Genomic DNA, 12,904 nt, shown 5'->3' with positions numbered 1-12,904 from the left:
TATTACGTTTGATATGAAAAGATTGATTGTTGATCTCGATGGTACAATAACCAATGGAGATAACCCTGATTATCGCCATGTCTCTCCTAATGTAGCAGTGATTGAACGCTTACGCGAATACCAAGCTCTAGGGTTCAGTATAACTATTTCTACAGCCAGAAACATGCGCACTTACCAAGGTAATGTAGGAAAAATCAATATCCATACTTTGCCTATTATTACGGAATGGCTCAATGAGCACCAAGTTCCATATGATGAGATACTTGTAGGAAAAGCATGGTGTGGACACGAAGGTTTTTATATCGATGATCGCGCCATTCGCCCTTCTGAATTCGCTACTTTAAGTTTAGAAGCAATCAATGATTTATTAAAAAAGGAACGTCACTCATGTTCTTAATTATGTCTGGCTCTTATGTTGGACAGGATCTTCGTGCTGAGTTCGGTATGATTCCTCCTTCTTTCTTACCCTTGGGAAATCGCCGATTGTTCCAACACCAAGTCGCCTTAGTGCCTAAAGGTAAACGAATTTATCTTTCTATTCCTCAATCCTATCAAGTGGAAACATTCGATAAACAATGGTTAACGGCGCACGACGTCGAATTATTAGCACTCCCTGACGATCTCTCTTTGGGCGAATCACTAATGGCGGCTTTAGCCTTAACCTCCCAGTCTTTTGATACGGATCTGAGTATTCTTTATGGTGATACGTTACTCACGCCTCCCACACAAAAAGACGTAATTACCATTGCCCAAGTGGACAGTGGTTATAACTGGGCAACGATTGATGAAAATAACTCCCAATGGTTAGCAACGGAAGATACTAATCTGACCAGTAAAAGCCAGGTGGTTAGTGGATTTTTTAACTTTTCATCACCAAGAACATTAATCCGCTGTTTGAGTCAAACCCATTGGAACTTCTTACAAGCATTAAACGTTTACCACAAAGCTCTCGGCATTCAAGTCAGTCAATCTCATGATTGGCTCGATTTCGGACATGTAAATACTTACTATCGCTCTAAAGCTGAATATACAACGCAAAGGGCGTTCAATGAACTCACAATAACTCCTGACTGGATAGAGAAAAGCAGCGTTAAAGAGCATAAAATTGTGGCGGAATCGCTTTGGTTTCAACACATCCCAAATGAATTAAAACATTTTTCTCCGCAGTTTCTTGGTGAATATACCAAGAACGGCAAAGTGGCATATCGCTTAGAATATCTATATCACAATGCGTTAAATGAATTGTTTGTTTTTGCCCGCTTACCAGAAATGACATGGCGACAAATTTTGCTGCAAATGCGTACTTTTCTTTCTACTTGTTACTCAATGACTGCACCTGAATATGCCGTTACCGATTCGTTAGAAACGCTGTTTGCTAGCAAAACCGAGCAAAGATTAAAGCAGTTCTGTCAAGAACGACAATTCGATTGGACACATCCTTGGACTTATAATCAACACCCACACTTAAGTCTTAAGGCGTTACATGAGGCGTCTTTGCAGCATTTACCAACGAGTCAAATGGCAACCGTTATGCATGGCGATTTTTGCTTTAGTAATATTTTGTATGACTTTCGTAAAAATCGCATTAAAGTCATCGATCCTCGAGGCATGACGGCAGATAATCAACCCACTATTTATGGGCATATCGAGTATGACATTGCTAAGGTTTGTCATTCAGTGATTGGTTTGTATGATTGGATCATTGCTGGGTATTATCGCGTTGATATCAATAAGTACACGATTGAGTTTTCACTGGCGGATACTGATCATCTCTCTGACGTACAGCAGCTCTTTTTGGACACACTCTGTGCCGACTACCAGTTGACGGCTAAGGCACTCTACGCGATGCAAATTCAACTGTTTTTATCGATGCTCCCCCTACATAGTGATGATCTTTCTCGACAAAACGCTTTATTAGCCAATGCGTTTCGACTTTATAACTGCATGTTAGAGGCAAAGTAATGATTGTGATCCCGATGGCCGGTCTCAGCTCTCGCTTTTTTAAAGCCGGATTTGATAAACCCAAATATATGCTAGATGCTCATGGCAAGAGCCTTTTTGAGCACGCCGTCAGCAGTTTCCAGCACTACTTTCAAAGTGAGCATTTTTTATTTATTGTCCGAGATGTCGATAATACAGTCGAATTTGTCAATCAACGGGCACAAACATTGGGCATTCGCTCCTTTAGTGTCAAGTTGTTGACCCAAGAAACTCGGGGCCAAGCAGAAACGGTCTTTATCGGTATTGAGGATCAGGGTGATGAAAAACAATCACTCACCATTTTTAATATCGATACCTTTAGACCGGGGTTTGTTTTCCCTAGCCAACTCGCTGACTGGGATGGCTATCTTGAAGTCTTTGATGGCCAAGGTGACAATTGGTCATTTGTCCGGCCACAATCAGCAAACACAACACGAGTTATTGAGACTGCAGAAAAAAGACCTATATCACAACTTTGTTGCACAGGGCTCTATTACTTCGCATCACTACAAGACTATCGCGATGCTTATCAGCATTACCTCGCTTTACCCCCAGAGCAGTGGGAAAAAGGCGAACTTTATGTGGCTCCGTTATACAATTACTTGATTCAGCAAGGTAAACAGATCCATTATCACTTAATCGAACGCGATAAAGTTATTTTTTGTGGTGTTCCTGATGAATATTATGCTTTCTTAAAGCAAGAGCCTTCTGCTTTCAAAGGTTAACACGCTACTTATGAATCGTATTCTGATCATAGGCCCATCTTGGGTCGGCGATATGGTGATGTCGCAGTGCTTATATATCACCCTTAAACAGCAACATCCTGACGCGTTGATCGATGTAATGGCTCCCGCTTGGTGTAAACCGATTTTAGAGCGGATGCCCGAAGTCAACCGCGCACTTGAACTGCCTTTTGCCCATGGTGAGTTTAACTTTTTTGCACGTCGGCAACTGGGGCGCTCTTTACGTGGTCAATATGATCATGCCTATGTGCTGCCGAATTCCGCCAAATCCGCTCTGATTGCTTGGTTTGCGGGTATCCCTGTCCGTACTGGCTGGAAAGGGGAAATGCGCTATGGCTTATTAAATGATGTGCGCCCGAATAAAAAAGCATTTCAATATATGATTGAACGCTATGTCGCGTTAGCTCACCCTAAGTTTAAGATGACCGGTTCAGCAGCGTTGGGCGGAATCGATCAATTACCTAAACCCAGGTTAACCATCACGACAGAGCAGCAACAAGCCACGGCAAGAAAGTTTGCTTTAGCATTGACTGACACTATCGGCCTCTGTCCTGGTGCTGAATTCGGCCCGGCAAAACAGTGGCCGACGGCTCACTATGCGCAAGTCGCTATACATTTTCTGCAACAAGGTAAGCAAATCTGGCTTTTTGGCTCCGCGAAAGATCAAGTGACAACTCAAGCGATTGTGGCACAAATTCCAGACGATCTAAGAAAAAATATCGGTGATTTAGCTGGAAAAACGAGCCTAATTGAGGCCGTGGATTTGCTTTCTTGCTGCCAAACGGTGGTCAGTAATGATTCTGGCTTAATGCATGTGGCGGCGGCGGCGGGTTGCCAAGTGGTCGGTGTTTATGGTTCAACCTCACCGCACTATACCCCACCGCTGGCAGAAAAAAGTGCGGTTGTGCATACTGATATTGACTGTCGCCCCTGCTTTAAGCGTGAATGTCCTTACGGGCATTTAAAATGTTTAACTGAGCTTGCTCCCAAACAGGTTATTAACGCTATCGAGGCTTTTAACACGGATGTAGAGCTATGCTGATTCGTGCTTTATATACTTTTTTGTTGCTGATCGCCGCCCCTTTTATGTTATATGGGTTGTATAAAAAACGGGCCGGAAAACCCGCCTTTGGTCGGCGCTGGAAAGAGCATTTTGGGATAACGCCAAAACGAAATGCTGCGGATAAACCGTTATGGATTCATGCGGTTTCGGTGGGAGAAGCTATTGCAGCGACCCCCATTATTCAAGCAATAAAAGAGCGTCAGCCTAATTTATCGATTGTGGTCACCACCACCACCAGTACCGGTGCCGAGCAGATCGAAAAATTATCCGCTCTCGTTGAACATCGTTATATGCCGCTGGACTTTCCTCTTTGCATTAATGGATTCCTTAATGCCATTCAGCCTAGCCAATTGCTGATTATGGAAACCGAACTCTGGCCCAATACATTGCATTGCGTTGCCACGCGCAATATTCCCATTACCGTGATTAATGCCCGTTTATCGGAACGCTCTTGCCGCCGCTATCAACGTTTCCAATCCATATTTCATCTGCTTTCTCAACATATTAGTCAGTTGCTTTGCCAATACCAGAGTGATGCAGAACGTTTTCTTCGACTAGGTATCGACTCGCATAAAATATCAGTAATGGGTTCGATTAAATTTGACATCACCGTCACCGATGAGATCCGTCAACAAGGACGGATGTTACGTGAACAATTAGGCCAAGATCGTCCTATCTGGATCGCCGCCAGCACCCATCAAGGTGAAGATGAAATCTGCCTTGCGGCGCATCGTCAATTGCTGCATCACTATCCTGATGCATTATTAATTTTGGTCCCTCGCCATCCAGAACGTTTTAATTCGGTAGATTTACTGTGCCGGGCGCAAGGTTTTACCGTTAGCCGTCGAACTGAACCTATGACAGAACCAACTGAGATCTACCTTGGGGATACCATGGGCGAGATGCTAACGTTGATTGGAAGTGCCGATATTTGCTTTATGGCAGGAAGTTTGCTGGGCAATAAAGTGGGCGGCCATAACCCATTAGAGCCCGCCGCATTAGCGAAACCGATACTGAATGGCCCAAGTTATTATAATTTTTCCCAAGTTACTGAGGGTTTGTTAACCGCTGACGCTGTGATGATTTGTCATTCGGCATCCGAGATTAGCGCCGCTTTAGTGGCATTATTTGGTCACCCCGCAAGGATGCAAGCGATGGGGCAAAGAGCACAGCAGGTGGTGGAAGAGAATCGTGGCGCTTTAGAAAAAACCGTACAAGCTATTTTATCGCCAACCCACTATTCTGCATGATAGCCAGCCAATAGAGATTGCCATTCTGACTCTTGCCACACAATACCAAACCGCTGCTGCTCTTTACGAAAAGAGCGTAGCAAACGCTGTAAATTAGCAGCCTTCCAGCGGTCACCTTTTTGCTGGTAGCATTTATCAAAATCAATAATCCATACGGTATTGTGTTCATCGAGCAATATATTATGGATATTCAAATCGGTATGATTCACCTGAGCCCGATGCAGCTTAGCAATCTCTTTTCCTATTGCCATATATTGACTTTCTGTTAAGGCGTTTTCTTGCAAGATGGCCACCAAATCTCGCGCATTGGTGATTTTTTCGCTCAATAAGTCCGCTTGATAGAAAAGCCCTTGTTTAACGGCACGGGCCGCAATCGGGCGAGGGACATTTACCCCTTGCTCACGCAGATAATGCAAGAGATGAAATTCAGCGTAGCTACGGGTTTTTTGCCAACTCTGAAACCAGTAGTGATCACTCACCAACTTACCGAATAATCCGCCTCGCCGGTAATGACGCAGTGCCACTTCAAGCTGCTGCATGGCAATAAACCACGTGGTACCGCGGCCTGTGGCACTGCCGATGATTTTCTGTTCCGCTTGCCAATAGCTGACATCGAACAACGAGTGAAGGGGGTCGTTAATCCACTGTTCGTCATACCAGATCATTTGGTTATTGAGTGAAAGCTGCTTAAGCATAATAAGATTCCTGCGGCACGTTATCCGTAATAAGCATAGAGTAAACTTCCCCAAATTAACCCTGCAAGTAACAAACTCACCATCACAGCGGCTGAGCCAATATCTTTTGCTCGTCCACTCAGTTCATGCCGCTCTGCTCCCACTCTATCCACCACTGCCTCTATGGCTGAGTTGATCAGTTCAACAATCAACACCAGTACCACACTGGCAAACATCAGTAACCGTTCAATCAAGGGTAAATCCACGACACTTAAAATCCCAGCAGCGACGAGTAATAATACCAATTCTTGCCGTATGGCCGCTTCATGTTGAAAGGCGGCTTTCAAGCCTTGCCATGAATAACCCGTGGCATTGAAAATTCGGCGAATCCCTGTTGCGCCGGGCTTACCACTAGAGGACGATGACATGATGGAATTCTCCCATGGGGTCATTAGTGAAAGGCTTATTTTACATTTATCTGCAGACTCTGCATAATTTAGCCTCATTAATTAGTGAGCGATGTGCATGCCTCTTTTTTCATCCCCACCAAAGTCTGTTTGTTTTTTGCGTCTCTCTGCGATCGGCGATGTTTGTCATGCGGTGGCCGCGGTGCAAGCTTTGCAACAATATTGGCCTGAAACCAAGGTGACTTGGATTATCGGTCAGGTTGAAGCTCAATTATTGCAAGGGTTAGACAACGTTGAGCTGATTGTGTTTGATAAAAAATCGGGTTGGGCAGGCATGAAAGCCGTTTGGCAACAGTTGCAAGGGCGGCACTTTGATGCCTTAATCCATATGCAACTCGCGCTAAGAGCAAGCCTACTCACCTTGGGCATTCGCGCGCAATACAAAGTGGGGTTTCATCGTAAACGGGCTAAGGAAGGTCAGTGGTTATTCACTAACTGCAAAATTACTGATACCGCCTCAACCCATGTACTCGATAGTTTTTTCTCGTTTATTGAGTATTTGGGCGTGCCTCGTACTCTCCCGACATGGTCAATGCCGATTAGCGAAACTGAACGAGCCTTTGCTCGTCAACAATTAGACCATAAACCCAGCGTTATCATTTGTCCTGCTGCAAGTAAAGATGAGCGTAATTGGTTAACCGAGCGTTATGCCCAATTTGCCGATTATGTCGTATCACAAGGCTATCAGGTTGTATTATGTGGCTCTCCCGCACCTCGTGAGCAGTTGTTAGCAAAACAAATTGCTGACTTAATGACTCAACCGGTAATTAACCTAGTCGGTAAAACCAGTTTAAAACAATTAACCGCGATACTGGGTGAAGCGAAGTTAGTACTTGCTCCAGATTCAGGGCCGGCTCATATTGCCACTACGCAAGGCACGCCTGTGTTAGGTTTATACGCGCACAGCAACCCAAAACGTACCGGCCCTTATTTTAATATTGAGGATGTGGTCAGCGTCTATGAAGATAATGTGACGAAACAACAGGGAAAACCACTCACTGAACTTCCTTGGAGCACACGAGCAAAAGGCGCGGATTTGATGCAAGGGATCGCCATATCCGTCGTGATTGAAAGGTTTGAACATATGATGAAAGGTGTAGCACTGAATGACTAAATCCACTCCGACGTTGGCGGTCGCCTTAATTGTCAAAAATGAAGCCAAACACTTACCAGCATGTTTGGAAACGGTCGCTGATTGGGTCGATGAGATCGTTATTCTTGACTCTGGAAGTAGCGATGAAACAGAAGCGATTGCACGCCGTTTCACTGATAAGTTTTTTGTTAATACCGACTGGCAAGGGTTTGGGCCTCAACGCCGCTTAGCGCAATCGTATGTCGAATCAGATTATGTCCTATGGTTGGATGCCGATGAGCGAGTCACACCTGAGTTGAAAGCGAGTATTTTACAAGCGCTTGAGCATGACAAACCTAATACGGTGTATCAGATCGATCGCTTAACCACTGCATTTGGTAAGCAAATTCGCTATTCCGGCTGGTCACCGGACTGGGTCACTCGCCTCTATCGTACTCAGGATACTCACTACAATACTGCATTGGTGCACGAAAGTGTCGAAATTCCATCACATCTCACTCTGCTCTCATTATCCGGCTATTTAGAACACTACACTTTTGAGTATCTCCCACAATACACGGCAAAAACTCAGCACTATATGAAAGCGTGGGTTGATCAACGAGAAGGTAAGAAGTCCTCGTCTTTCACGGGTGCTGTTTTACATGGCTTTTTTCGCTTTTTCAAAATGTATATTGTCAAGCGTGGTTTTTTAGATGGTCGCCATGGTTTATTACTTGCTATATTGAGTGCGAATACGACCTTTACACGCTATGCTGACCTTTGGTTGCGTGACTATGTCCGGAAAAATCAAAGAGACCGCTCATGAATATTTGCCATGTCAATCTCGCTTCAGGTTATCACGGTGGAGAAAATCAAACACTATTGCTGATACAACAACAACTCAAATTAGGTTACCGCCTCACCGTTGTAGCGAACCCGAAAAGCCCATTCTTCTCTCGTGTTCAAGCCCTGCCATGTCGAGTTATTGCCTGTAAGCATTATCTCACTCAGCATAGTAAAACCATGACACAAGGCTGTGACCTTATTCATGTGCATGAAGGACGAGCGATTTATTGGGCGTGGTTACAGCATAAATTGCACAACATTCCTTATATCATTACTCGTCGAATTGATAACCCACTCAGTGAACGATGGTTTGCTACTCAAGCTTACCGCTCAGCCAGTGCTTTGGTCGGATTAAGTCAGGAAATTTGTCGGCAAATTTTATTGCGTCATCCGCAGAAAAAAGTCGTCACCATCCCAAGCTCTCCCGTCTGTTATCCTGTTAATCAGCAGCAAGTCTCTCAGATTCGTGAACAATTTTCGCATTCATGTTTAGTGATTCATGCAGCGAACATGCTTCATCACAAAGGTTTTGATGTCACGATTGCCGCCGCTCGATTATTAAGCAACACCGCCCCTGATATTCAATTTGCCTTATTAGGGGATGGAAAAGAACGGCCAGCCCTAGAGCAGCAAGCTCAAGGTTTAACGAATGTTCATTTCATGGGTAAACAACATAATATGGGGGATTGGTTTGCCGCCGCTGATATGCTTATCCATCCTTCTTATAGTGAAGGGCTAGGCTCGGTCATTTTAGAGGCAATGGGTAGCGGTTTACCGGTGGTCGGTAGCCGAGCGGGCGGTATTCCAGACATCATTGAACACGGAGTTTCTGGCTTATTGATTCCCCCCGGAGACGCCCAAGCATTAGCACAAGCTATTTTGCAGATTCACCGAGATCCGATTCTGGTTGATGCATTAGCTAATGGACGAGAAGAAAAATTGCGTCATTTTCAAATTGCACAAACCGCGCTGCGTTATCAGACCCTATATTCAGAAGTGATGGTCGACCACCCTCGCCACTAGCACCATAAAGGTAAAAAGTATGAGAATTTTGATTTTTAGCTCTTATAAAGATGCGTGGAACAGCGTTCGTCCGGAAGCTGAAATGTTTATTGAAATGGTTAAGCTGGGGCACGAGGTAACCATTATGACCCAAGGCGACGCAGACTACGTGGCCCGCTTTCGAGACAACGGTATCAAGGTGATTGATGCCTACCCGAGTAAAAAAATCTGCTGGACAACCATCAAAACGCTGCGGGCAGAGTTGCGCGCTCATCCCTATGATATTGTCTATGCCATGAATTCGAAAACCATTCCCAATGCTGCGTTTGCCTGTATCGGTTTTAAACGCACTAAATTAGTCACCTACCGAGGAACTGTGGGTGGACTATATCGTCATGATCCCACGGCATATTTAACTCATTTGCACCCCAGAGTGGATGGTATTAGTTGCGTAGCACAAGCCGTGACCGATGATGTTAAACAGCGTGTTTGGCGGCATAAAGATCGCGTGGTCACCATTTATAAAGGGCATGATATTGCTTGGTATCAAGCTCAGCCCGCCAATATCTGTGAATTAGGCCTTCCCTCTGATGCCTTTTGCGTTATTTGTATCGCTAATGCTCGGCCAAGCAAAGGTGTCCATATCCTACTTGATAGTGCCAAACAACTGGCGGACTTACCCCATGTGCAATTACTGTTAGCTGGACGTGATATGGACACCGAGCAAAACCTAAACTTAGCCAAACAAAGTGGGATGTCAGAGCGTATTCATTTTCTCGGCTATCGCCAAGATGTTCCTGAACTTTTGGCAGCAAGTGCAGTACAAGTTCAACCTTCGATTAGCGGTGAAGGGCTACCGAAAACCATTATTGAAGCTATGGCGATGGGAGTTCCTTCGATTGTCACAACGACGGGGGGAGGAAAAGAGCTATTAGTCGATGGCGAAAGCGGATTCATTGTCCCAGTACAAGATCCTGATGCCATTGCAGAGAAAATTCGTTGGTTGTACCAATCACCGGAGCAACGCCAGAAAATGGGAAAACTCGCACAACAACGTATGATCAGTGACTTTTCTTGTCAAACCAGCGCTCAGCAACATTTGGCTTTTTTCCAATCATTATTGGGGTAACATAAGCTGATCAACGCGACTTTAATAATCATTGATAGGGAGATAGCGTGAGCCAAAAACGCCTTTCTCGGGTAATTTATCCCGGCACTTTTGATCCGATCACTAATGGCCATTTGGATATTGTTGAACGCGCTGCCAACATGTTTGATCAAGTCATTATTGCGGTGGCGGCAAGCCCAAGTAAAAATACTATGTTTACTTTAGAGGAACGCGTGGCGTTTACTCAAGCCGTGACTCAGCATTTACCGAATGTCACTAGCAAAGGCTTTAGCGGTTTGATGGTCGATTTCGCCCGCGCAGAGCAAGCGAATGTGTTAATTCGCGGCCTGCGCACCACGGTCGATTTTGAATATGAATTTGGCTTAACCAATATGTATCGCCGCTTAATGCCGGGGCTAGAAAGCGTGTTTCTCACTCCGGCGGAAGAACATGCCTTTATCTCATCAACGATTGTGCGAGAAGTTGCCATTCATGGCGGAGATGTGCAAGGTTTTGTCCCTTCCGTTGTAGCACAAGCGCTACGTAGTAAAAAACAAATATAATGCTATCGTGGCGGGTTAATGATAACGCTAACCCGCCCTTCTATCTGTTATGTTGCTATGTTGTCATATTACTATGTTGCTATGGCGTCATCGGCAATACTTGTGAGCGTAGAAAATACTCTTGCAACCGATGGTACTCTTGCCCCCACTGCCGGTTAAAGGTTTGCGCATCACTGGCTTGCTTTTCTGTAAGCAACATTTCACCCTCTTGCCAAGGATAAAAAGTAAATGGTGGCCTGTTATTCACTGCGCCATACGGGTTAATGACCATTGCCGCATTATAACCAATATTACTCACCGGATCGGTACTGAGTAAGTTTTCTCCTCCTAAAGAGACATAAGGCTGATCCGATAAACTAAAGTGGTAAAGTGTCGGAAAAATATCCCGATGAGAACCAATGCGTTGCGGATCATACTGGTAATCGGTATGCGCTAAAATGGCAGCAGGTACATAGAGATAAAATGGCACCGCATGTGTTAACCCAGCTTCTCCTGGTCGAGCCGTATTGGTATAGCGTACTCGATGATCGCCGGTAACTGCGATCATCACACGATCGTTTAATGATGACTGCTTCACGCTACGAATAAATTGCCCCACTGCGTCACTGGCATATTGAAACGTTTTTAATAGCTCTTGCGCCTCGCCTTCCCCTTTATAGCCTAACAATTCACGCAAACGTGTATTTAAGGCGGTCGGCGCGGGTTGATAATAATCCGGAACGTGATAAGGCGAGTGGTTGGTAACCGTCATCACGTAAACTAAAGTTGGCCGCTTTGCTTTATCTAATAATTGCTGGATGAATTTAAAGGTGAATGCATCAGGCACACCCCATGTTCCCGCATCCTGACTGGCCTTGGGAAAAGCTTCGATAATATCATTTTCATCATAGACCCGATCAAACCCTTGAATTGGCAGATAATTGGCTAAATTACGCCACATTCCATTTCCACCATAAACAAACACCACATCATATCCGGCACGCTTATAAGGTAGAACCGCTGAGCTAGGCAGTGGAATCTTTTGTAGATTAGAGTGGCTAATGGTCGGTAGTGGGCTATGGACCAGCATCATCGCAATGCTATCAATTGTCGCCGAAGTCCCAGCAAAAAAGCGTTCAAAGAGAAAATCTTGCCGATAATTCTCCCTAAAACTGCCCAACAAATCGTTGCTGACAGGGTTATCTTCTAATAATAAGCTTAATCCCATGCTTTCCATCATGGCAACGACAACATGGGGAGAATTTTCAGCGAGATAAGCATTTTTAGGTGTTCGATAATTGGGATTAGGTTTACCTAATATTTTGTACATTTGCTCTTGTAGCGCCTGCTTAGAAATCGGCTCGATGTGGGCTTGTTCTTGGTAATCACTTCGTGCCCAATCTAAGGCCATAAATACATTCGGGGTCAGCATATTGAGCGGTTTATACGCGGATACACTGGCGTGATAACGTTTCAAAGGCAAACTGCCAACCGACCCTCTAGCCAGTAGAAAGACACCTAAAATCACAACCACGAGTACCGCACTGGTTATACTCCAATGCCATGATTTTTGGGGTTGCCAGAAGGGTTGACGAATTAAAAACTGAGCAAAGAGATAGCCAATCGCCGCTGTCATTATCGCAACACTAGTGCCTAAAATAATCGGGTAATCACTCCACAAGTTTTTTAGTATGGCGATAGAGTCATCATCCACTAACCCAAAAATAAACAGATCCACATGGCTGCCATAAGTGAGGTAATAGTAGTAATTTGCGATTCCGCCGATCACATAAAGCAATACAATGGTGGCATGGTAGTAAGCTGACAAGCTTAACCATCGTTGATAAGCCTTTCCAAAAGGGGCACAAAATAGCCCGGCTAAAAGAAGCGGTGCATAAGCAATGGCTGTTACTTTGGCATCAAACCGAGCGCCAACCCAAAAAGCACGACCCACATCATCGGCAATGTCATTGACCGGTAGGTTAGGCTCAATTCCCAAGTAGAAAGCATACCGAGAACAAAGCAGTAGCAAAAAAGCGAAAATAAAGTAGAGAACGAGCAGTTGAAATAAGTGGCGAAAATGAGTCTGAAAAACCATGCTGAAACAACATAAGACCAAGAAATAAGGGCAGCGATATTACCTTAAAGATATTTTCT

At 44.7% G+C, this 12,904-nt stretch carries 13 protein-coding genes; 10 read left to right on the top strand and 3 right to left on the bottom strand.

What is annotated here, in order from left to right:
• Window positions 1-13 precede the first annotated feature (13 nt).
• The 5 genes from FKN05_RS12020 to waaA are packed head-to-tail and all read left to right on the top strand — an operon-like array spanning window position 14 to window position 5,036.
• Window positions 14-397, top strand: coding sequence for an HAD hydrolase family protein (locus FKN05_RS12020; RefSeq protein ID WP_161428461.1), 384 nt, complete (start codon window positions 14-16; stop codon window positions 395-397).
• Complete coding sequence (locus FKN05_RS12015) at window positions 388-1,962, top strand: phosphotransferase (protein WP_170887621.1); 1,575 nt, start codon at window positions 388-390, stop codon at window positions 1,960-1,962. Before FKN05_RS12020 ends, FKN05_RS12015 begins: the two co-directional genes overlap by 10 nt.
• Window positions 1,962-2,705 (top strand): glycosyltransferase family 2 protein, encoded by a 744-nt coding sequence (locus FKN05_RS12010; RefSeq protein ID WP_170887620.1) that lies wholly within the window; start codon window positions 1,962-1,964, stop codon window positions 2,703-2,705. The genes FKN05_RS12015 and FKN05_RS12010 overlap by 1 nt, the downstream gene beginning before the upstream one ends.
• A 10-nt stretch (window positions 2,706-2,715) precedes the next feature.
• Window positions 2,716-3,765, top strand: coding sequence for a lipopolysaccharide heptosyltransferase II (waaF, locus tag FKN05_RS12005; protein ID WP_170887619.1), 1,050 nt, complete (start codon window positions 2,716-2,718; stop codon window positions 3,763-3,765).
• Complete coding sequence (waaA, locus tag FKN05_RS12000; RefSeq protein WP_170887618.1) at window positions 3,759-5,036, top strand: lipid IV(A) 3-deoxy-D-manno-octulosonic acid transferase; 1,278 nt, start codon at window positions 3,759-3,761, stop codon at window positions 5,034-5,036. Before waaF ends, waaA begins: the two co-directional genes overlap by 7 nt.
• Here waaA and FKN05_RS11995 read toward each other — a convergent pair.
• A complete protein-coding gene (locus tag FKN05_RS11995; protein ID WP_170887617.1) occupies window positions 5,024-5,731 on the bottom strand; it encodes a 3-deoxy-D-manno-octulosonic acid kinase in 708 nt (235 codons plus the stop codon). The genes waaA and FKN05_RS11995 overlap by 13 nt on opposite strands.
• A 20-nt stretch (window positions 5,732-5,751) precedes the next feature.
• Complete coding sequence (locus FKN05_RS11990; RefSeq protein WP_161428430.1) at window positions 5,752-6,138, bottom strand: diacylglycerol kinase; 387 nt, start codon at window positions 6,136-6,138, stop codon at window positions 5,752-5,754.
• 97 nt (window positions 6,139-6,235) lie between these two features.
• On the opposite strand from FKN05_RS11990, the gene FKN05_RS11985 reads away from it, so the two are divergent.
• From FKN05_RS11985 to coaD, 5 genes are read left to right on the top strand one after another with little or no spacing between them, the layout of a single operon-like run.
• The gene (locus tag FKN05_RS11985; protein WP_170887616.1) at window positions 6,236-7,291 is read left to right on the top strand and encodes a glycosyltransferase family 9 protein; all 1,056 of its coding nucleotides are present in this window, start codon (window positions 6,236-6,238) and stop codon (window positions 7,289-7,291) included.
• A complete protein-coding gene (locus tag FKN05_RS11980; protein ID WP_170887615.1) occupies window positions 7,284-8,075 on the top strand; it encodes a glycosyltransferase family 2 protein in 792 nt (263 codons plus the stop codon). The genes FKN05_RS11985 and FKN05_RS11980 overlap by 8 nt, the downstream gene beginning before the upstream one ends.
• Window positions 8,072-9,118, top strand: coding sequence for a glycosyltransferase family 4 protein (locus FKN05_RS11975; protein ID WP_170887614.1), 1,047 nt, complete (start codon window positions 8,072-8,074; stop codon window positions 9,116-9,118). Before FKN05_RS11980 ends, FKN05_RS11975 begins: the two co-directional genes overlap by 4 nt.
• 19 nt (window positions 9,119-9,137) lie before the next feature.
• Complete coding sequence (locus FKN05_RS11970) at window positions 9,138-10,226, top strand: glycosyltransferase family 4 protein (RefSeq protein ID WP_170887613.1); 1,089 nt, start codon at window positions 9,138-9,140, stop codon at window positions 10,224-10,226.
• A 47-nt stretch (window positions 10,227-10,273) separates the two neighbouring features.
• Window positions 10,274-10,768: a pantetheine-phosphate adenylyltransferase gene (gene coaD / locus FKN05_RS11965; RefSeq protein WP_099610821.1), complete on the top strand. Its 495-nt coding sequence runs from the start codon at window positions 10,274-10,276 to the stop codon at window positions 10,766-10,768.
• 79 nt (window positions 10,769-10,847) lie between these two features.
• Here coaD and FKN05_RS11960 read toward each other — a convergent pair whose 3' ends face one another.
• Window positions 10,848-12,845, bottom strand: coding sequence for an LTA synthase family protein (locus tag FKN05_RS11960; RefSeq protein ID WP_170887612.1), 1,998 nt, complete (start codon window positions 12,843-12,845; stop codon window positions 10,848-10,850).
• Between the last annotated feature and the right edge of the window lie 59 nt (window positions 12,846-12,904).

Source organism: Vibrio sp. 1-1(7) (assembly GCF_013048485.1).
Lineage (GTDB): Bacteria > Pseudomonadota > Gammaproteobacteria > Enterobacterales > Vibrionaceae > Vibrio > Vibrio fujianensis.
This window is presented reverse-complemented; position numbering and strand designations above follow the sequence as displayed.

Excerpts from the sequence above, each read along its gene's own strand:
- FKN05_RS12020 (WP_161428461.1), top strand. The coding sequence starts at position 14 with ATGAAAAGATTGATTGTTGATCTCGATGGTACAATAACCAATGGAGAT.
- FKN05_RS12015 (WP_170887621.1), top strand. The coding sequence starts at position 388 with ATGTTCTTAATTATGTCTGGCTCTTATGTTGGACAGGATCTTCGTGCT.
- FKN05_RS12010 (WP_170887620.1), top strand. The coding sequence starts at position 1,962 with ATGATTGTGATCCCGATGGCCGGTCTCAGCTCTCGCTTTTTTAAAGCC.
- waaF (WP_170887619.1), top strand. The coding sequence starts at position 2,716 with ATGAATCGTATTCTGATCATAGGCCCATCTTGGGTCGGCGATATGGTG.
- waaA (WP_170887618.1), top strand. The coding sequence starts at position 3,759 with ATGCTGATTCGTGCTTTATATACTTTTTTGTTGCTGATCGCCGCCCCT.
- FKN05_RS11995 (WP_170887617.1), bottom strand. The coding sequence starts at position 5,731 with ATGCTTAAGCAGCTTTCACTCAATAACCAAATGATCTGGTATGACGAA.
- FKN05_RS11990 (WP_161428430.1), bottom strand. The coding sequence starts at position 6,138 with ATGTCATCGTCCTCTAGTGGTAAGCCCGGCGCAACAGGGATTCGCCGA.
- FKN05_RS11985 (WP_170887616.1), top strand. The coding sequence starts at position 6,236 with ATGCCTCTTTTTTCATCCCCACCAAAGTCTGTTTGTTTTTTGCGTCTC.
- FKN05_RS11980 (WP_170887615.1), top strand. The coding sequence starts at position 7,284 with ATGACTAAATCCACTCCGACGTTGGCGGTCGCCTTAATTGTCAAAAAT.
- FKN05_RS11975 (WP_170887614.1), top strand. The coding sequence starts at position 8,072 with ATGAATATTTGCCATGTCAATCTCGCTTCAGGTTATCACGGTGGAGAA.
- FKN05_RS11970 (WP_170887613.1), top strand. The coding sequence starts at position 9,138 with ATGAGAATTTTGATTTTTAGCTCTTATAAAGATGCGTGGAACAGCGTT.
- FKN05_RS11960 (WP_170887612.1), bottom strand. The coding sequence starts at position 12,845 with ATGGTTTTTCAGACTCATTTTCGCCACTTATTTCAACTGCTCGTTCTC.